This is a genomic window from Lacinutrix chionoecetis, assembly GCF_053604665.1.
The window spans coordinates 1-22,990 of the sequence record NZ_JBSHNQ010000086.1 but is presented as its reverse complement, the minus strand read 5'-3'; the positions used below and the strand labels follow the sequence as shown (position 1 = coordinate 22,990).

Sequence of the window (22,990 nt, the reverse complement as noted above, 5' to 3'; positions counted from 1 at the left end):
TATTTTAATTAATTCTATGGTAATACTGGAGAATAGGTTACTCCGTAATCATCTGCCTTCGCAACGCTTCCAGAGGCTCTAAAGTTAGAACCATACGTAGTGTCTATGGCATCTAAGAACGCATTTGCCATTAACGCATACCCTCTAGCTGTAAGATGTACACCATCTAAACTTACTAAACCACCAAATACTAAACTTGTATTTAAATCGTAATTATCGAACTGGATTCCAGCTGATGTTGCTTGAACTAAAATACTATTTAAATCTACTAAGGCTAACCCATTGGCAGAAGCCGTAGCAGAAATAGAAGCATTATAAGCATCTGTAGCATCCGCTATTTCTTGTTGCTCTTGAGGAGTTAACACGAAAGTATCTCCCATTGGCGTTGAAACTCCAAGACCAGTTGGTATTAGAGAAGCAGCTGGTAAAGTAATTAAATCTGCACTCGTAGCTTGTCTTAAATTAACTAATGCAGGGTTGATAGCTGTTAAGTCTCTTAAGTTTTCATCTAAAATTACTAGTGCATTATCATCAGCTGCAGAGAAAACTAATGTTCTTTGCTCAATTTCAGCATCCGCTTCTGCCTGTGTTAAAGGCGTATTTGCTACTAAAAAAGCATAGGCCTGAACAATTCCTGCATTGTATGCAGCATAAGGACTAGAGGTGTTTAAAAATGTAGCAGTTGCTGCATCTAAAGGTACTGGGTTGTAAGCAACAGTTGTAAAAAATGATAAACTTGTAATGTTTGGTAAATTACCAATAGCACCTTTAGCACCATTTGCTGTTAAACCAATAACTAAAGCATTAAGTGCAAAATCGAAATTTGCTGTTGGAGTAATTGGGTTTGAACCATCACCACCAGTAGTAGCATAACCTAAAACATCGTTTCCACCAACTTCACTTAATGTAAAGAAGGTTGGATTTTGTGCTACAGCGAGTTCTAACATAGAAGCGTTAGGTGTTGCACCAGTTAAACGGGTAGCATATGGATTAGCTGCCGCTGGAAAATTAGCTAAGTTACCATAACCAGGTGCAATCATATGAAAACTTTTCGCTCCAGGAACTCCTAAATTATTAAATGGTCCACTTGGCGGAGTCAATAAATCTGTGGTAACTGTAACAGGTCCAATAACCGATTCTAAAGGCACTGGTCCTGCACCTCCAAATACTAATCTTGGCTCTGTAATTCTAGTTCCTCCAACTGCTAAACCGCCAAAATTGTCATTCATTAAAGGTTGAGAAAAGCTTCCTCCTCCAACTTTAGCAAATTCTTTAGACATAATATTTGGGAAAGAATTTTCCTGACTTGCAATAAAAAGTGCATTGTCGGTAAATCCTGCGGTAAATGAAGCACCTACAGCCACATAGTTAGAAAAGTCTGCAGAGCCTGCAGTAAGTGCTGGTAATACAACTGCATCCTGAGGAGGCATATCTAATTGATCTTCGAAATCTGATTCATCGTTACATGATGTAAAACCAATTGCTAACGCAATCAATCCTATATATTTTATATTTTTCATAATTTTTCTTTTTTATAAGTTATTAATCGTCAACCCTACGTAATACATAGAACCTATAAATCCTGTACCAAATGCTGTAAAGTACTCGCTACCTCCTAAATTAGTACCTCCAGCTTTAATAGTGGTTTTTAGACTTGGAATTTTATAGTTTATTTGCGCATCTACAGTATGAAATTCTGGCACAATACCATTTCCAAAAGTTGCCTCCCAGAAATAATCATCACTAAATCTGTAAGCTACGTTAAAACCAAAGTTTGTAAACAAATCTGTATTACCAAAAGAGGCTTTAAATTTATGTTCTGGTGTATTAAAGTTCGTTTGGAAATCTGGATTAGCTTCTTGGTCAAAATCTTGTTTTGTAAAAGTATAACTTCCACCTAAATCGAAATCACCAAAAATCTTAGTAGATAAACCAATTGAAGCTCCGTAAGAGTTTACATCTGCATCAGAATTTGTGTATGTACTGTAGGTTTGGAAATCTCCGTTAGCTAAAGCTGCTAAAGACAGACCGTTGTCTCCTACAGTTCCATAAAATGGAGATATTACCACTTCCTGAGAAATGAAATCCTGGTATTTGTTATAATATGTACTAAAATCTACAATTATTTTATCGAATTTACCGCGATAACCAACTTCTATAGAGGTTACTTGTTCTGGCTTAATAATATCTGGATTAGCAATATTTAATGCAGCAGGATTTCCTGTTGCTGAAAAATCAATTACTGAGTTTGCTGAGTACGAATTGTTATATGCCACTGCACCAGTTTGTGTTACAGTTGAAGGTTGTCCAAAAGTAGTTTGACCTTCCTGACTAACACCAAAAGTTCTTACATATCTATTTAAGTTATCTGGAGCAGAACCAACTAATATGGCTCTACCTGCATCTAAACCTATAAATAAATCCTGAGTTGTTGGATTTCTAAAACCAGTTTGAACAGATGCTCTAATATTATGATCTCTGTTTACGGTTAAACCTGCAGATAATCTTGGCGATACAAAACCATCAAATAATTCTGATTTATCATAACGCGCAGAACCCGTTAATTTTAATTCCATGTCTTCTCCAACTTCGAATGCTTTTTGAATTTGCGTGTAAACACCATATTCTGAATATTCGATCGGTCCATCATTATCTGTATAAATAGTTCCTCCTGAATTTAATTTGTATTTTCTGTACGATCCTCCAACTTGGATATCGGCAAAATCTGTTAAGTGACTAAAATTATAGTTAGCATCACTATGAAAGTATTTTGAAGCATCCTGGAATTTAGAACCTGTGCTTAAATCCGGATCATTTATACTTCTGTTGAAAGCTGCTTGATACTCGGCTGATCCAGGAAGAAAACGTCCTGTATCTGCTGCTGCTCTTGACGCATCGTGTTTTTGCTGTGTTGTTAAACCTTGAGGGTTTCCTGTTAATTCTATTCCTGCATAGGTTGCTATATAGTCTTGAAACCATTGTGTATCACTTTTCCAGGCTCTGTTAATATTAATACCTGTAAAAACCATATCGTAAGAATCACCAGCTTTATCCGAAACCTCATAAGCTCTTACAAAGAAATTATCGTGTTTTACTTCCAACTTATGCTGTTGCTGGAAAAAACCATCAATATTATACCTGTTCGTACCTTGATAGATTGTAGAACCTGTTCCCACTTTACCCACGTAAGATAGCTCTAAGCTATTATCTGTAATAGGTCTAAAATATAGTCCCCAATCTGCTTTAATACTTTCAGCATTATAATCTGTTAAATCTCTTTCGTTATAACCTGTTCTGCTTACCACAACGTCTGGAATAAACCCAAAACCTGAAGCAGCCCTAATATTTGTTGACACCTCATCACCATAAACATTTATACCATCGTAATTTGTATTGGCACGTGTTCTTGAAGGATCAATTTTATCTACTTCGCTCGTAGCTGCCCAATCTGTACCTTTTAAGTATCCAAAATTTACTTTAGCAGCAAATTTATCTGAAAATTTATGAGCCATCCTCATACTTACATCTGTATACGGATTGTCTCCTGCAGACTCTTGAGAGGTAATCCCTCTTTTTAAAGAAGCACTTATACCTTGATGATCGAATGGATTTTTACTTCTCATAAATAAAATACCATTAAAAGCATTTGCACCATATAATGCAGAAGATGCGCCTGGAAGTAATTCAACACTTAAAACATCAGTTTCTGTCATACCAACTAAATTTCCAATTGGGAAGTTTAATGCTGGAGTAGAGTTATCCATACCATCTACTAACTGCATAAAACGTGTGTTTGCAAATGTTGCAAAACCACGTGTGTTAACAGATTTAAACGTTAAACTGTTAGTGTTAACATCTACACCTTTTAAATTTTCTAATCCGCCATAAAAATCTGCCGATGCTGTATTTTTAATCTCTTTTAAACCCAATCGTTCAACGGTTACAGGAGATTCGAAAATACGTTCTGGAGTTCTTGAAGCTGAAATAACTACTTCATCAAGAATACTACCTTCTTCTAACACGAAATTTAATTTCTGGTTTTTTGAGGTAACTTCCATTATTTCAGTTGAAAAACCAACACTACTGGCTTGTACCGAAAATGGTGGATTACTATCTGTTGTTAAAGTAAAATTACCGTCGAAATCACTTACATTTCCCGATGATGTTCCTGTTACAATAATATTTGCACCTGGAATAGGAGAGCCGTTATTGTCCATAACGGAACCCGTTATTGTTGTTTGCGCAAAAATAATACCGCAAAAAAACAACAATACAATTGATAAGATTGTTTTCATTTTTTAGATTTAGTTAATTTAATTGTCGCCAATATACGTTTTTTAAGGATATCTTAAAAAAAAGTTAACAAAAATTATGCATGCATAATAAAAATATCGAAAAAAAAAGGCTCTTTATTGATTATCTATCAAGAAAGAGCCTGTATAATTAAGAATTTACAATAGTTATTCCACAGTGACGGATTTTGCCAAATTTCTAGGTTGGTCAACATTTTTATCTAACATCACAGCAATATGATACGATAATAGTTGTAAAGGAATAGTCGTTAGTAATGGTGTTAAAGATTCTAAAGTTTCTGGTACTTCAATAACGTGGTCGGCCAATTGTTTAACATCTTTATCGCCTTCAGTAACAATACCAATAATTTTTCCTTTTCTCGATTTTATTTCCTGAATATTACTTACCACTTTTTCGTAGTGGCCTTTCTTAGTTGCTATAACAAAGACAGGCATGTACTCGTCTATTAATGCAATTGGGCCGTGTTTCATTTCGGCAGCAGGATAGCCCTCTGCGTGAATGTAAGAGATCTCTTTTAGTTTTAACGCTCCTTCAAGAGCTACTGGGAAGTTGTACCCTCTACCTAAATACAAGCAATTTTTAGCATCTTTGTAAATTTCTGCTACATTTTTAATATGCTCATCTTGTAATAACGCTTTTGCAACTTTGTCAGGAATTAATTCTAATTCGTGCAAATGGTGTTGAAACTGAGATTTAGAAATCGTTCCTTTTTCTTTTGCTAATTTAAGAGCAATTAAAGTTAATACTGTAATTTGAGTGGTAAACGCTTTGGTAGAGGCTACACCAATTTCCGGCCCTGCATGTGTGTACGCTCCTGCATGAGTTTCTCTGGCGATAGAAGAGCCCACAACATTACAAACTCCAAAAACAAATGCGCCTTTAGATTTTGCAAGTTTTATAGCAGCTAAAGTATCTGCAGTTTCACCAGATTGTGAAATGGCTATAACTACATCTTTTTCTGTAATTACCGGATTTCTGTACCTAAATTCTGAAGCGTATTCTACTTCCACAGGAATTCTTGCTAAATCTTCGAATATGTATTCTGAAACTAAACCAGCATGCCATGATGTACCACAGGCGATAACAATAATTCTATTAGCGTTAAGAAACTTCTCCAGATTATCATCAATTCCGGCCATTTTTATAATGCCTTCCTTTACGCGTAATCGTCCTCTGTAAGTATCTTTTATTGCTTCTGGCTGTTCATGGATTTCTTTTAGCATAAAATGGTCATAACCACCTTTTACTATTTGTTCTAAGTTAAGTTGTAATTCTTGAATGTATGGATCTACTAAAGAATCGTCTTTAATTTTTCTAATTTTTACACCTTTTTTTAATCTTACAATTGCCATTTCCTCATCTTCCAAATAAATAGCTTTTTTAGTATGTTCCAAAAAAGGAGTAGCATCACTGGCTATAAAAAATTCGTTGTCTCCAACACCAATTGCTAATGGGCTACCTAGTTTCGCAACAACAATTTCATCTGGTTTGTTTTTATCGAAAACCGCAATCGCATATGCACCAACCACTTGATTTAAGGCAATTTGTACTGCTTTACCAAGCTTAACTTTTTCATTTTTTTTAACGTCTTCTATTAAATTAATTAAAACCTCGGTATCCGTGTCTGAAGTAAACGTATATCCTCTTTTTATTAATTCTTTTTTAATAGATGCATAATTCTCTATAATGCCATTATGAATAATCACTAACTCTCCAGAATTAGAATAATGAGGGTGAGAGTTTACATCGTTAGGAACGCCATGTGTTGCCCATCGTGTATGGCCAATACCAACATGACCGTTGGTACTAATTTCTTGGCTGACGCGGTTTTCTAAATCTGAAACTTTTCCTTTTGTTTTAGAAAGTTTTAAATTTTCTCCATCATAAAGCGCAATACCTGCGCTGTCGTAGCCCCTGTACTCCAGCCTCTTTAAACCTTCAAGAATAATTGGGTAAGCTTCTTTTTTTCCAATATAACCAACGATACCACACATATAAATCTAGTTTTCTATTTCTGTATAAAATATTTCGAATTCGGCTCTAAATTCTGAATTTGGGTCGTCTTCGTAACCATGTAAAACGGTTCCTTTAGGGCTCAACACGCTCGTACTTGGAACGATATCTAAAGTATCATCGTCTTCGTCGTTGTTTACACCTTGTATTTTAGACTCGTTTAAAACATTAATGTTATTTGCCATGAATAATCCCAATTTAACATTAGTAGAATCTCTTTTTAAAATATTATCAATATGGCCTGTAAGTCTAATTTTGTAACGCACTCCATTATTTTGGTCGTCGCGCTTAAGTGCTTCGGAAAAGCCTGTTTTTGATATGCTTGGTTGAACTAAATTTGTAGATCCATCTAAGAAAAAATCTATAATTGGCTGGTTATTTTCGAGATTGTACAGAGTTACACGATCTGGTTCGTCTCCTTGGGTAATACTATTATTAACATAAAAAACAAGATTAACTTCGTTAATTATCCACTGGTCTTTTTTACTGTAAAAATAATCGAAGGCTGGTACTAATTCACCATCTTCGTTTTCAATTTCTCCTGCAAATAATTCTAATTGCGCCATTGAACCATCCGTACCATGCAGATATAAATTATCTTCATCACCATCATGGTCTTCTGCATTGAATGTTTTAAAAGTATTTACTCTGTTTTCATTAAATTCTAATCTATAGACTGTGGCATCTCTATCTGGGAAAGGCTCCTCAGAATTCATCTCCTCTTGGTTCGTGTAGTCGAAAAGGATGCTGGCAGAACCGAAGTTTAAATATGTTAAACTTGCCTGTTCATCTACTTGTTCCACTTTAAAGATAAGACCTCTAAAAAAATCTTTAAAATTACTTTTGGTACTCAATACACCAGTATCCTGATTATTAAAAAATACATTTTCCCAATAGGCAACGCTATTTGGATCATCTAAATCGACGAGGTTTATTCTTATTCCTGGAGGAAAGCGTTCTTCAATTTGAGTTACGCCATCAACAACAACTTCCATTCCATTATCGTCTAATTCTGGCACTCTGTGTTCTTCGCTACTTATAGTAAATTCATCGTCTACAAATAACAAATCTGCTGGAGTTGTTGTAGCTTCAAATAAATCGCCTTGATTTGAAAAATAACATTGCGGATCTTGAAAATCTGAATTTGGGTCTAAATCTCTTAATACGTAGTTACTTCTGTATATAGACAATTTGAACTTTCCGTTTTGGTCGCCAACAATAGAGTCTAATGCATAAGTATTATTACCATTTTCGTCTGTACTTGATAAAGTAGCGTAGTATGGAATGTTTAACCAGATAGACTCAATAGTTCTATCTGCTTCACCAAAATCTGGATTGTAACTTATAGGTGCTATTTGTGTGGTTACACTTGCAACTGTAGTACCAAAAGCAGGTGTGGCATTTTTATATACTCCAAAAAGACTGCCGTTTAATCCACTAGTTTGTACACCAACAGCATCTGCCGTTCCACTTGCCGTAAAAGGTGTAAATGTTTTTGTTTTGGCAATAAAAGGGAATTTTTTACTGGTAGCCTCAAAGTTTTTTATCCCTTGAATATCACTCTCGATATTGGTAAAATCTCTATCGCAGGATAATGAGATTGCTAAAATTAAGCCAAGTACTACAATAGGTTTAAGGCTTTTAACTATGTTTTTCATAAAAAATAATTCTTCTTCAAGGTGTTTATAAAACACTTTCATTATAAAATTGAGTATATGCTTCTGCAAACTCATCTTTTTCTTTATAATCTAATACAGGTTTATCTATGGCTTTTAAATATTCTTCCAATTCTTTAGGTAATTCTGAGGACCCAACTATTAAAGCATCAGAATTATCTACTGCAACCTTCATTAGGTTATTATAAGTGGGCTGTTCTAACGTTTTTATAGCTTCTTTATCTATATTATCGAAAGCTATTTTATTGATAAGGTCTTTATTTAACGTCCCTTCATAACTTTGATTGTATACAGAAGTAACTATTTTGCTTTCGTTAAATAATGGTTCGTCTTTATAAAACTGTTTTAAGTACAAAGGTAGTAATGCAGCCAGCCAGCCATGAACGTGAATAATATCTGGCGACCAGTTTAATTTTTTTACCGTTTCAATAACGCCTTTAGCAAAAAATATGGCACGTTCGTCGTTATCTGGAAATAATTTTCCATCCTCATCTGTTAATGTTGCCTTTCTTTTAAAATACTCATCGTTATCAATAAAATAAACCTGAATACGTTCTTTAGGTATTGAGGCCACTTTAATAATTAAAGGCATGTCTAAATCGTTAATCACCAAGTTAATTCCAGAAAGTCTAATTACTTCGTGTAGCTGATGTCTTCTTTCGTTAATATTCCCATATCTAGGCATGAATATTCTAATTTGTCCACCTTGTTGGTTCACCATTCTTGGAGTTTCAAACGACATTGAAGAAATCTCTGTTTCTGGCAAATATGGCACCACTTCAGACGACACATATAATATTCTCTTATCTTTCATACGTTAATTTTAATCGATTTATATTAATAGACATTTTGTTTAACTCCCTGTTTTCTCTTTTTAAGTTTATACTTATGAAACGTGAAATGAGCGCTTCAACAATAAAAAATATAAATAAAAAACACGCAAAAGTACAAAATTTTATGCAGATTGATACTAAAATCTTAAGTTTGCAACCGTTAATTTTATATTAAAAATGACTGTTTTTACTAATAAATCTGAAATTCGAGACCATATCTCTGGCTTAAAAACAAAAGGTACAACCTTTGGTTTTGTGCCAACAATGGGAGCATTACATCATGGGCATTTGTCCTTAGTAAAAAGAGCATTAACTGAAAATAATATTTGCGTAGTGAGTGTTTTTGTCAATCCTACACAATTTGATAATATAGATGATCTCGAAAAGTATCCAAGAACTTTAGAGAGAGATCTTAAACTTTTAGAAAGTGTCTCCAACAAAATCTTAGTATATGCACCAACGGTTAAAGATATTTACAACGGCGTAACAAAAGCAGAATCCTTTAGTTTTGATGGATTAGAATATGAAATGGAAGGTAAATTTCGAGAAGGCCATTTTAATGGTGTAGGTACAATTGTAAAGCGATTATTAGAAATCGTTATGCCAGATATAGCTTATTTTGGTGAAAAGGATTTTCAGCAATTAACAATCATTAAAAAACTGGTAGAAAAACACAATATTCCTGTTGTAGTAAAGGGTTGCGAAATCTACAGAGAAGACAATGGTTTAGCCTACAGTTCCAGAAACGAAAGGTTAAAAACTGAATATAAAAAAGCCGCTCCTTTTATTTTTAAAACCTTAAAAGCTGCCAAGAGAAAGTTTGGCACAAAAAGTGCTAAAGAAGTAACGGAATGGGTTGAAAAACAGTTTGATAAACATAAATTGTTAAAATTAGAATATTTTACAATTGCAGACATCGATACCTTAAAGCCAGTAAAACGAAAATCTAAAACAAAAACCTATCGTGCCTTTATTGCTGTTTATGCAGACGACATAAGATTAATAGACAATATCGCACTAAATTAATTACCTTTGCACCATGCAAATACAAGTAGTAAAATCTAAAATTCACAGAGTAAAAGTAACAGGAGCAGACCTTAATTACATTGGTAGTATTACTATTGATGAAGATTTAATGGATGCTGCCAATATTATACAAGGTGAGAAAGTTCAAATTGTAAACAATAATAATGGTGCTCGTTTAGACACTTATGCTATTCCAGGCCCAAGAAACAGTGGCGAAATAACTTTAAATGGTGCAGCAGCAAGATTAGTTGCTCCTGGAGATGTGCTAATATTAATTACTTACGCTTTTATGGATATAGAGGAAGCAAAAACATTTAAACCATCGTTGGTTTTCCCTGATGAGGCAACAAATTTATTACAATAAATATTGAATAAATCAATAATTAAAATACTAAAAATTTCGCTCCCAATTTTATTGGGAGTTTTTTTAGTGTGGTATTCGTTGCAAGATGTGCCACTCTCTATAGTATTAGAATATTGGGAAGACTCGAAGAAAGGCTGGATTATCTTAGGTATTATTCTAGGTCTTTTAAGTCATTTATCACGCGCATACAGATGGCTGTTTCAGTTAGAACCATTAGGCTATAAAGTAAAATTAGGAAACAGCATTATGGCTGTTTTTGCAACCTATTTAATTAATTACACTATTCCAAGAGCAGGAGAAGTAGCTCGCGCCTCTATACTTACTAATTACGAAGGTGTACCTTTTGATAAAGGCTTTGGAACCATAGTAGCCGAACGTATTGCAGATTTGTTAGTTATGCTCTTAATTATAATGATAACATTATTTTTAGAATTCGATTTCATTTATTCATTCTTAACTCAAAATTTCAATCCCACAAAAATAATAATAGGCTTTATACTGCTTATTGCTATTGGTTTGTTTTTTATATTTTACATAAGGAGAAGCACTTCTAAAATTGCTTTAAAAATTAAAGCATTTATATATGGCTTGATTGAAGGTGCTTTTAGCATTTTTAAGATGAAGAAAAAATGGGCCTTTATATTTCACACGTTTTTTATCTGGTCTATGTATGTTTTAATGTTTTACGTAACCACTTTAGCTATTCCTGGTTTAGAAAACATTCCTTTTGGAGCTGTTTTAATTGGGTTTATTTTAGCAAGCTTTAGTATTGCAGCTACAAATGGAGGTATAGGCTCTTATCCCGTAGCGGTTTTTACAGCCTTTTCAATATTTAGTATAACAAAGGATCCAAGCTATGCTTTTGGCTGGATTATGTGGGCCTCTCAAACAGTATTAATAATTGTTTTTGGAGGCTTATCTTTACTATTTCTTCCTATTTACAACAGAAAGAAATAATTTGTACCTTGCATTTCTAATTTAAAAATTCCTACTATGAAACATATAATTTACCTTTTTGCTATATGCTTTTCAGCACAATTTGTAGCCGCTCAAGTAACCTATAAAAACTTTAATTCCGAAAAATTAGGAGAAGCCCGAGAAATAAAAATTCAACTACCCAGAAGCTACGATTCTAGTGACAAAAGCTACCCAATTATTGTGGTATTAGATGGTGACTATATGTTTGAGATTGTTGCTGGAAATGTTGAATATGCAGCCTATTGGGAAGACATACCAGAAGCGATAGTTGTGGGTATTAACCAATATAACAAACGAGATGACGACATGGCTTATTCTGAACAGAATTCGCTACCCATTGAAACAGGAGCATCTTTTTTCGAGTTTATAGGCATGGAACTTATTCCCTATATCGAGAAAACCTACAGAACCGAAAAATTTAAAGTAGCTGTAGGTCATGGTACTACCGCAAATTTTATAAATTATTATTTATTAAAAGAAACTCCATTATTTAATGCTTATGTTAGTTTAAGCCCCGAATTAGCTCCAGATATGCAATCTTTTTTAACCGAAAGACTGCCTAATATCACGACAAAAACATTTTATTATTTAGCAACGTCTAATAATGATGATAAAGCTATTAATACAAAAACCCAAGCATTAAATACTGCCATTAAAAACATAGATAATAAAAATGTATTAAGCACTTTCGATAATTTCGAAGGCCCTACCCACTACTCACTTCCGGCACACGCCATACCAAAAGCTTTAGAAAGTATTTTCTTTGTGTTTAGACCCATTTCAATGAAAGAGTATAAAGAAACTATTTTAAAATTAGAAGATTCTCCTGTCGATTATTTAAACGAAAAATATGAAACAATAAAAGATCTTTTTGGTATAGATAAACCAATTTTAATAAACGATTTTAGAGCGATTGCTGCTGCAATACAAAAAAATAAAAAATTCGAGTATTTCGAACCCTTAGGAAAATTAGCAAGAAAACAATACCCTAATACCTTGTTAGGTAATTATTATTTAGGACGCTTTTATGAAGAAACGGGAGAGCCTAAAAAAGCCATGAAAACGTATCAATCTGCTTATATTTTAGAAGAAATTGGAGGGGTAACAAAAGATCAGGTTTTAGAGCTGTCCGAACAAATAAAAGCCGATTTTGGGTATTAAATAAATCTAAGTCTCCGCTTTCACGGAAAATAAATATGGCTAAAGTTAAAACTACTTTTTTTTGCCAAAGCTGTGGCACACAATATTCTAAATGGCAAGGGCAATGCACTGCTTGCAAAGAATGGAATACGATTGTTGAAGAAGTTATACAAAAACCAGAGAAGAATGATTGGAAAACGCCTTCAAACACCCAAAAACGCGTATCTAAGCCGTTAACTATAAAACAAATAGATACCTCTAAGGAAGCAAGGTTAGATACACTTGATCAAGAATTTAACCGTGTTCTGGGAGGCGGCATTGTACCAGGATCTTTAACACTATTAGGCGGTGAGCCAGGCATTGGAAAAAGCACGTTATTACTTCAAGTTTCATTAAAACTTCCTTATAAAACGCTCTACGTTTCGGGAGAAGAAAGCCAGAAACAAATTAAAATGCGTGCCGAGCGTATTAACCCTAATAATGATAGTTGTTATATTCTTACCGAAACGAAGACACAGAATATCTTTAAGCAAATCGCTAAGCTTGAACCTGACATTGTAATTATTGACTCTATACAAACTCTGCATAGTGATTATATAGAATCTTCAAGTGGTAGTATTTCGCAAATTAAAGAATGCACCACAGAGCTTATTAAATTTGCAAAAGAAACCAATACTCCAGTAGTTTTAATTGGACATATTACTAAAGATGGAAATATTGCAGGTCCAAAAATTCTGGAACATATGGTCGATACCGTTTTGCAGTTTGAAGGCGATCGTAATCATGTTTTTAGAATTTTGCGTGCTCAAAAAAACCGTTTTGGTTCTACTCATGAATTAGGTATTTATGAAATGCACAGCTCGGGCCTGCGGGAAGTAAGTAATCCAAGTGAGATTTTAATCTCGAAAAAGGACGAAGCGCTTTCCGGTAACGCCATTGCTGCTACTTTAGAAGGTGTAAGACCTTTAATGATAGAAGTGCAAGCGTTGGTAAGTACTGCTGTATATGGCACACCACAACGTAGTGCCACTGGTTTTAATGCCAAGCGTTTAAACATGTTATTGGCTGTTTTAGAAAAAAGGGCTGGTTTTCGTTTAGGAGCAAAAGATGTATTTCTAAACATTACAGGAGGCATAACAGTAGATGATCCTGCAATAGATTTGGCAGTGGTAGCGGCTATTTTATCATCGAACGAAGATGAGGCCTTGCCTGCTAATTATTGTTTTGCTGCAGAGGTAGGCCTATCAGGCGAAATTAGGCCAGTACAGCGTGTAGAGCAACGTATTCTTGAAGCTGAAAAACTTGGTTTTTCTACAATTTTTGTTTCTAAATATAATAAGATTTCACTAAAGGATACTGTGATAAAAATTCAGTTAATTTCTAAAATTGAAGACTTAATCGGTATTATCGTTTAGTAATACTACGGCGATAATGCTATACCCTATTCAAACTTCTAAATAGTTTTTCATGACACTGAAAAAGAGATTGTAATACACTAAGATCAAATGTTTTAACCATTCAATTCGACTCATTAAACTAATCTATCTAATAAGTTTATAAAACTTAAGTACCCATGAGTATAATACTAAAGAAATACCATATTTTTTGCAATAGCAGTGATTTGTAAGAGCGAAAAAAGCGATGTAAATCAAGTAATTAAGCGTTTGCACTACAAATTTGCCAGATGCCTACTTTAAGCAAAAACATAAATCAACACATAAACGTAATTATTAGAGTATTAACTATAATATTAAACGATTAGATATAATTTAACTGCATTTAATCGTTTATTTTTGCATTTTATCGATTTTATAAAGTGTTTTTTCATAATTTCTGAAATAAATAACTATAATGCTTTAGGTTTGTGCGCTATAAGAAAAAAATAATCTTATAACCCTATTGATCAATATAGTCCCAAACTATGAATTATACGACCTACTTTTCGCAAAATTGCGTTAATAATAACGTGCTAAAATCTCTTTTTTTAGTTCTCATTTTCTCGATTACATGTTTAAATACAACATCTGCTCAGTGTCCGTCAGGACAAATTGAAGTAGTAGAGGTTAAGCATGTTCACGCCAGTTCAATAATTGTTGACAATAGTGTAGGAAGTCAAAATAATATATTAGGCAACGATGATAGTACAACAGCAAATTTGAATAATAATTCAGATCAATTAGTTGTAAGAATGGCTCAATCTGTTAGCAGTGGCGACTCAGTAATAGTAAATGGACAAAATGGGGATGATGTAGATGTTTGGGTTGCATTAACTTGGGGAGGATCTATAGGCACAACAGTTTGGACCCAGGTTGGAAACAATGCGCAATTAGACTTTACATTTAGTTCTCCTATAGATTGGGAATATATGCGTATTGAAAGAGGAGACAATTCTGGTACTGAAAACATAAGTTATATAGATGCTTCAGTTACATTAACTTCTTGCCTCTCAGATTTTGATAATGATGGTCTTGCAGATGTCTTTGATTTAGATAATGATAATGATGGTATTTTAAATACAGATGAAGGTTGTGGTAGTACTACAAATATTCCATCAACCATTGGTTATAATAACAATGTGGTCAACAACACATATGCATTAACAGGTACAAATATTAGTTATGCGCTTAGTAATCCAGACGGTGCTGCAATTATAGGCTATAATGCTGGTTTAAGTGGTCCTGCAATAAGAATCACTGGTAATCCTGGCGATAGCGGAACAATAACTTCAACCTTTACTAATCCTATTTCTGCCATTTATTTTAAACTTACAGATTTTGATGAACGAGAAAGCTATACTGTAAATGTTTATGATGAAAATAATACGCTATACAATTTAACAACAGAAGGTGTTGTAAGTGTTGGTTCAGATATTACCCAAACTGGAAATAATTTTGCCGAAACAGGGAATGGAGATGTAAATGGCAACGATCCTGCAGATGATCCAATTGGTTCTGTGATTTTTTATTTTCCAGAAAAAGTAAGCCGTATCGTTATTAACTTTAGCCATGTACAAAGTTCATCAATACGTTATATTCAACCCTCTTTTTGCATAATTGACACAGATAATGATGGTGTTTTAGATTACTTAGATACAGATAGTGATGGTGATGCTTGTAGTGATGCTTTCGAAGCTGGAGCTACAACAAATACAGATCCGAACTATCAATTCACAAATCTTACAGGCGATGCTGACGGATTGTCGCCTACAGTAGATCCAGATGGTAACGGTACGCCTAATTATACTGCAACTTTAAGCAATGTTACAGATAGTGTTAGTAGCTGCCCAGTGGATCCATGTACAGACCCTTCAGGTTTAGATACAGATAAAGACGGACTAAATGATATATGCGACCTTGATGATGATAACGATGGGATTTTAGATGAAGATGAATGTGGTGCAATATTTAAATTTCGTAATGGTCAAGCCTTAATTGCAAGTGACACCAATAATTTACAGGTAGGAGATGTTATTCTTTTTGAAAGTTCAATAACACAATGTAATACAAAATATGATGTTTTGGTTACAATAGATTTTATTACTGCTGGAACCATCTTAAAACTCAAAAGTACTTACTTCAATTTTGAAAACGTTGTAGCCAGTCAAGACGATTATGTCACTTATACTTTTAGCGTTGTAAAATCAGGATCTGCAACAGTTGCCAATCCTGCAGGAATTCCTGCGACAGTATCTAATTTCACAATTTTTATGAGTGATATAGATTCAGACCTTGGTCAAGATTATACTGAAGTTACAGGTTATAGTAATACACCAGCTCCAGATAACGCAACGTTAGCGCCTAATACTTATTTAGAGCAAGCTGGGTTTTTAAGTGGAGGACCTTCAGGATATACAAGTTATAGATTGGATCGTGCTGCTTTTGGTAATGTTAACAATTGGAATGATGAAGGAAATACAACCCAATCAACTTCAGGAGTAAGCAAATTACAATTTATTTCAGAAGCTACCGTATATCTACAATATAGTAATTTTAGTTCTACATCTTTTGTGTATGGTGTTACAGGAAATTTAAATAGTGCTAAAAATAGAGGAGTGACGTATTCTGGGAAACAGTATTGCGATACAGATAATGATGGTTTAGAAAACGCAGTCGATTTAGATAGTGATAATGATGGTATTCCAGATAATATTGAAGCGCAACCAACTATTGGATATATTGCTCCAAGTGGTGTTATTAGCGCAAGTAAAGGAACCGATTCAAATTATTCCTCAGGACTTGATTTAGAAGACACAGATGGCGATGAAATTTGCGATTGTTTAGATTTAAACTCCGATAACGATGCACTTTTAGATATAGAAGAAAATGGCATGGCAGATGCATTGAGTACTAACGATGCAGATGCTGATGGTCTTGATAATATATTTGAAACTTCTGGTATAAATGATGCGACTTGGGATGCTAATGAATCTATTAATGATCCAACAGATTTATCCATTTTACCAGACAATGATAATGATAGACTTACAGGTGGAGATTTAGATTATCGTGATTTATTTGATGTCAATCCACCATCTTCAGCAACTATCGATTTTGACGGTATTGACGATTATCTTAGTTCTGGAGAAGTTTTAGACTTTTCAACCTCAGACTTCACCATGTCAGCCTGGATTAAATTAGATACCAATGTCGGCAACTTTGCCATTATGAGCAGATTGAAAAGTGACCAAATTCCTAATGCCGCTTCTAAAGGAATATCTCTTGAAGCACAATTTGGAAATAGCTCAAGTCCATCAAAATTATATTTTATAGTTTTAAATGGAGGAGTGACTAAAATTGTTAGTACCTCAAGTAGAATAATAAGAAAAGACCAATGGTATCACGTTACAGCAACCTATAACGGATCTAATGTAAGATTATTTATTAATGGAGAGCCTGTGGCAACAAACAACAACTCTCTTTCCAGAGCTGTTTTACCAGATTTATCAGATATTGATTTTACTATTGGAGCTAATTTTAATGCCAACCAAACGGGTACCAGAAATCACTTCAATGGCGCAATAGATGAAGTAAGAGTATTCAACACTGTTTTAACCGACGACCAAATACAACGTGTTGTATATCAAGAAATTAATAACAATTCAGGAAATGTTCACGGTTCAGTAATTCCTAAAGACATCGTAGATATTAATACAAACACCACTGTACCTTGGGCTAATTTAGCAGCCTATTATCCTATGACAGATATTAGAAACGGTACAACTTCGGATTATTCTTCTCACAACAATACGGCTAAATTAAATAACATAACTACTGTTCAAGAGCAAACCGCACCATTACCATATGAGACTGTAAACAACGGTAGCTGGACAACAAAAAATACTTGGCTACATGGTAATGTATGGGACATCACAGATGTTGCATCTAACAAACCGTGGAGCATAGTACATATAAAAGATAATATTACAAGCTCTAATTCTCACAACCAAATAGGGATGTTTATTGATAGCAATAAAAGCCTTACTGTAAACGGCGACAATCAGATAAACAACACCTGGTATTTAGAACTAAACGGAACCTTAGATTTACAAGACGATTCGCAATTAGTACAAGGCATACACAGCGATTTGGTTACTTCCGCTAATGGTAGAGTATTAAGACGTCAAGAAGGCACAAGCAATGTTTACAGATATAACTACTGGTCATCGCCTGTGGGTGCAACAACCGCAACCGCATTAACAGATAACAACACCACTGCTAACAATGCCAACAACACCGCATACACTTTAAATATGCTTAAAGACGGCACCGGAAGCCCTATTGAGTTTACCAACAGCTATAACGAAACAGGAAAAGTGAGTACCGCATGGTTATATGCCTTTAATAACGGTGTGACCTATTACGATTGGAACCACCTCTCTTTAAACGAAGCAATAGCTCCAGGCTTAGGTTACTCGCAAAAAGGAACTGGAGTCGGTACAAACCAACAATATATTTTTGAAGGCAAACCTAACAACGGAACCATTTTAATAAACGCCACAGATACTGGTGGTCCTGGAAGTGTGGATGGTGTCTCGGCTACCTCTACCCTGTTAGGAAACCCTTATCCTTCTGCCTTAGATGCCAGACAGTTTATTACAGATAATACCGCTACTGGTGTTATCGATGGTACTATTCTACTCTGGGAACAATGGGCAGGAAACTCTCATAATACCATTGAGTACGAAGGTGGCTACGCTTATATTAATAACTTAACTACAGTAAAAGCAGCACAATATCCTTATAGTTTTGATAGTAACACCATGCCTGGTGGTACTAAAAAACCATCGTTTTACATCCCTCCCGGACAAGGCTTCTTTGTAGAGGTTGTTGATAATGGAAATATTGAGTTTAATAATAATCAACGTGCATTTATTAAAGAGAGTGATGCCTCTGCTACTAATCCTAATGTAGGCTCTACCTTCTTTAAAAATAGTAATCCGCCAACACCAACTGGTACAGACCCTAATAACTATCAATTGTTAAGGTTAGAACTGTCTATGTCAGACACCTCAAGTCGTACTATGGTATTAGGCTTTGATGATGCTTTTACAGACAATGGCAGAGAATACGGTTTCGATGGTGGTTATATTACCACGCCATTAAGTAATGACTTAGGGAGTTTATTAAATGGAGATCAATATGTTATTCAAGCCTTAGCCCCTATTACAGCTGATAAAGTGGTAGATTTAACCTTTACAGCAACTGGTACAGAAACCTATACTATTAAAAGTATTGAAATAGCAAATATAGACCCGAATCAGGATCTCTATTTAAGAGATAACCTACTTAATTTGTATTTCGATTTAAGGAATGAGCAGGGTTATAGCTTTACATCGGCTGCTGGGACGTTTAATGATCGTTTTGATGTAGTGTTTAGCCCTAATCAGGCCTTAAGCACTGAGGAGTTTAACAACGCAGATAACACTGTTATTTTTTACAATAACAGTCAGGAAACATTAGTGGTAAAGGGTTTAAAAAGCGATGCCAAGCAAATAACACTCTATAATACTTTAGGACAATCTATTTTCACCAAACAGAATATAAAATCTGAAGTTTTAGAAAATGGACTCTCAATTTCTAACTTAAGTACTGGGTTGTATATTGTGAGTGTGAAAACCCAGAATAACCAATCTATTGATAAAAAAATAATAATTGAATAACACTTGAGCAGATAAAAAGCTCATTTAATCTATTTTTTAAAAAACAATATGACTTAAGTCTAATTTAAACATGAAATTAATACATTTAATCGATTATTTTATCTAAATCATTAAAAATTAATTACTTTCGTAAGTGCTATTTAACAATTGACCCCAATCAATTACCTACTTATGAAAATAAAACTACTATTGGTGCTAACCATTGCACTTTCGTGTCTAACATCTTTTGCTCAAAACACAGATGGAGATAGTTATGCTAATTACAACGATTTAGACGACGACAACGATGGCATTCTTGATACCGATGAGGCTAATGCAGCGACCGCTGGTAGTTTCTCTTGGAATCACAATGCAACCGGTTCTAATATTAATTTAGATTACATAAATCCAAATTTAGCAGGATGGTTTCTAAATGGTTCTTCTAACGAATCCCATAATGGTATTACTGTAAATACCACTTCAAGTATAGATCAGGTTTCTAACATTGCTTCTAACACTTTCACACAAGCTGTTACAAATGGCGAATATATTCAATATTCCTTTACAGTTAGTTCGGCAGCAATTCAAACAAAACTTAAGCGTTTAAGATGTTATTGGCCGAGTGAATCAATTGGAGATTCATACCAAGTAGGTCTTAAAATTTCTGATGATAATTTTGTAAGTTCTACACTTCTTAATCAGGATATTGACCTTGCAAGAGTACCCACAGCAAATACCTATTTTACACTATTTACAGGTAATTATACTTTAAAACAGAACACAACCTATACCGTAAGAATTTACATGTACAATGTTAATTCCGGATCGTCTTCCAATAATTATTCTATATGGGACGATTTCTCTGTTCACGTCGATAGTTCTCAAGCAAAAGATACAGATAATGACGGTATATTTGACCATTTAGATACAGACTCAGATAACGACGGTTGCCCAGATGCATTAGAAGGGGACGCTACAAATACTCAAATTGGATACTCTAATTTAGATATTAACAATAGAATAATAGGAGGAGTAGATAGTAATGGAATCCCAACCATTGCATCTGGTGGACAAGACATTGGAACGAGCACAGACGCATACGAAAGAGCCACAGAATGTAACCCATGCCATTCAGACAATCCAGAATACGTGGATACCGATGGAGATACCATTGGGAATTTTTGTGATATAGATGATGATAACGATGGAATTTTGGACACGACAGAATGTCCAAGTTTTAGTTTAAATAATTTAAATGCATTAGTGGGTAATGAAAGCAACTTACAAGTAGGTGCTTTTTTATTAAACCCTAACGCTATTAATGTTAACGGAGTTAGCTATGACGTTGTAGTTGAAATAACAGAAATGTATAAGCCTACTGGCACATTAGAGGTTTACACAAGTGGAAGCGGAACTAAAAACTTACGGTTTAAAGGAATAAAATCCATAGAAGACCCATATGTTTTATATAAAATTTCAGTTGTGTCATCTGGATCTGCTACTGTAGGAACACCACAAGGTACCTTAGTAACATTAAACGATTTTACCTTAAATCTTCCAGATTTAGATTCAGGATCAAGCCAGTTTTCAGATTTATCTGGATATGAAACTTCTAACATACCAAATCAAGTGTTACTTGGTACTGAAGTTTATCCTGCACAATTTGTAAATGGTGGTGGACCATCAAGTACGTTTCAAATTTATGGCACTGATTTCGATAACGGATCAGAATTTTCTTCAAACATTAATTATCAAATGTCATTGTTTTATAATTCATTTTCTTCACAAACATTCTTATTTGGTGTTACAGGATCTAATACAAATAATTCAAATCGAATATTCTTTAACATATTAAGAGTTGCTTGCGATCCAGATAATGATAATGTATCGAATGAATATGACATTGATAGCGATAACGATGGTATTCCAGATCATGTTGAAGCTCAACCAACTATTGGTTACATTTCTCCAAGCGGCACTGGTGCTTCTATGACCGATACTAATTTTGATGGTCTGGATGATGCTTTTGGAGCAAGCTTTATTTCACCACAAGACACAGACCAAGATGGCATACCAGATTATTTAGATTTAGATACTGATGCAGATGGAGTTCCCGACATTGAAGAAAACGGAATGGCTAATACCATAACTTTATTTTCTGATGCTGATAATGATGGGCTGGATATTATTTTTGAGGGCACAAATAGTAATGATCCATTCGATGTAAATGACGATATAGATAATCCTACAGATTTATCTGTCCTGCCAGACACAGATGGAGATTTATCGCTTGGTGGAGATTTAGACTATAGAGATAATCTTGATGTGTTTTACCCAAGCGCATCAATAGATTTTGATGGAGTTGATGATTATTTAGATACCGATCCTTTTATTACCAATTGGACTCGTGGAACCATTATGGCATGGGTAAAAATAGAAAATAGCTCTACCGGTAATCTTCCTACTTTACACAGCATAGCGGGTCAAGAAAGTATGCGTTTATATATTACCAAAGGAAGAGTTCCCGCTTTTGTGGTACTTACACAAGCTCAAATAACTGCAGCCAGTAATTACCCAGCTGATAATATACAGGTACAACCAAACCCACTAGATAATATTATCTTAGATAATAACAGATGGTATCATGTTGCTGGCGTATTTGATGCTGCAAGCCAAACAGTAAAGTTATATTTAAATGGTAAATTATTAAATACCGTAACACACCCTCATTTAAATTCTGAATTGTTAACTACAAACTTTAACGGCTCACAACATATTTATTCTACAAGAAATTTTACTATAGGTAGATACCCTACCAATACAAGCGAAGCTGGCTTTGGTCACTTTGGTGGTCATATTGATGAAGTAAGAATATTCAATCAGGCATTAAGTGATATGCAAATTCAACAAATGGTGCACCAAGAAATTGAAAACAATGGAGGAAACATTAAAGGTAAAATAATACCAAAGGATATTAAAGACTTAGAGTCAAGTGCTAAAGTTGCATGGAATGATTTAGAAGCTTATTATCCCATGACAGACATTATAGATGCCGGAAAAACACTCGATTACTCTAACAATAATCATATTGGAATACTCCACAATATTACCACAGTACAACCACAAACGGCACCCATGCCTTATGTAACCAGTGATCATGGTGACTGGACTAATCAAAGTACCTGGCTACATGGTGATGTTTGGGATATAGTTAATCCACTCGAATTAACCGATTGGAGCATTATCGATGTTAAACACAATATTTTTACCAATTATTCTAATACAAGTTTAGGCCTAATAATAGACAACAACAAAACCCTAACAATAAACGGCGACAACCAGATAAATAACAGCTGGTATTTAGAATTAAACGGAACCTTAGATTTACAAGATGATTCTCAATTAGTACAAGGCATACACAGCGATTTGCTTACTTCCGCTAATGGTAGAGTATTAAGACGTCAAGAAGGCACAAGCAATGTTTACAGATATAACTACTGGTCATCGC

At 34.4% G+C, this 22,990-nt stretch carries 12 protein-coding genes; 7 read left to right on the top strand and 5 right to left on the bottom strand.

Annotated elements, in window-relative coordinates; genetic code table 11:
• Window positions 1-14: 14 nt before the first annotated feature.
• From ACVC43_RS12275 to ACVC43_RS12255, 5 genes are all read right to left on the bottom strand, one after another.
• Complete coding sequence (locus ACVC43_RS12275) at window positions 15-1,520, bottom strand: SGNH/GDSL hydrolase family protein (RefSeq protein ID WP_452224824.1); 1,506 nt, start codon at window positions 1,518-1,520, stop codon at window positions 15-17.
• 12 nt (window positions 1,521-1,532) lie between these two features.
• Window positions 1,533-4,295: a TonB-dependent receptor gene (locus ACVC43_RS12270; RefSeq protein WP_452224823.1), complete on the bottom strand. Its 2,763-nt coding sequence runs from the start codon at window positions 4,293-4,295 to the stop codon at window positions 1,533-1,535.
• 165 nt (window positions 4,296-4,460) lie between these two features.
• Window positions 4,461-6,308 carry a glutamine--fructose-6-phosphate transaminase (isomerizing) gene (gene glmS / locus ACVC43_RS12265; RefSeq protein WP_452224822.1) on the bottom strand — a complete coding sequence of 616 codons (1,848 nt, stop codon included), beginning with the start codon at window positions 6,306-6,308 and terminating at the stop codon, window positions 4,461-4,463.
• A 6-nt stretch (window positions 6,309-6,314) separates the two neighbouring features.
• Window positions 6,315-7,985 carry a DUF4270 domain-containing protein gene (locus tag ACVC43_RS12260; RefSeq protein ID WP_452224821.1) on the bottom strand — a complete coding sequence of 557 codons (1,671 nt, stop codon included), beginning with the start codon at window positions 7,983-7,985 and terminating at the stop codon, window positions 6,315-6,317.
• Window positions 7,986-8,010: 25 nt separating this feature from the next.
• A complete protein-coding gene (locus ACVC43_RS12255; protein ID WP_452224820.1) occupies window positions 8,011-8,817 on the bottom strand; it encodes a glycogen/starch synthase in 807 nt (268 codons plus the stop codon).
• Window positions 8,818-9,013: 196 nt separating this feature from the next.
• Between ACVC43_RS12255 and panC the strand changes: the two genes are divergently transcribed.
• From panC to ACVC43_RS12220, 7 genes are all read left to right on the top strand, one after another.
• Window positions 9,014-9,862 carry a pantoate--beta-alanine ligase gene (gene panC, locus ACVC43_RS12250; RefSeq protein WP_452224819.1) on the top strand — a complete coding sequence of 283 codons (849 nt, stop codon included), beginning with the start codon at window positions 9,014-9,016 and terminating at the stop codon, window positions 9,860-9,862.
• Window positions 9,863-9,875: 13 nt separating this feature from the next.
• Entirely contained in the window at window positions 9,876-10,226 is a 351-nt protein-coding gene (gene panD, locus ACVC43_RS12245; protein ID WP_452224818.1) for an aspartate 1-decarboxylase, read from the top strand.
• A gap of 51 nt (window positions 10,227-10,277) precedes the next feature.
• Entirely contained in the window at window positions 10,278-11,183 is a 906-nt protein-coding gene (locus tag ACVC43_RS12240; protein ID WP_452224817.1) for a lysylphosphatidylglycerol synthase transmembrane domain-containing protein, read from the top strand.
• Window positions 11,184-11,219: 36 nt separating this feature from the next.
• A complete protein-coding gene (locus ACVC43_RS12235) occupies window positions 11,220-12,365 on the top strand; it encodes an alpha/beta hydrolase (RefSeq protein WP_452224816.1) in 1,146 nt (381 codons plus the stop codon).
• Window positions 12,366-12,400: 35 nt separating this feature from the next.
• Entirely contained in the window at window positions 12,401-13,759 is a 1,359-nt protein-coding gene (gene radA, locus ACVC43_RS12230) for a DNA repair protein RadA (protein ID WP_452224815.1), read from the top strand.
• Window positions 13,760-14,265: 506 nt separating this feature from the next.
• Entirely contained in the window at window positions 14,266-19,503 is a 5,238-nt protein-coding gene (locus tag ACVC43_RS12225) for a LamG-like jellyroll fold domain-containing protein (RefSeq protein ID WP_452224814.1), read from the top strand.
• 171 nt (window positions 19,504-19,674) lie between these two features.
• The coding region (locus tag ACVC43_RS12220; RefSeq protein ID WP_452224813.1) for a LamG domain-containing protein at window positions 19,675-22,990 on the top strand (3,316 nt) is incomplete at its 3' end.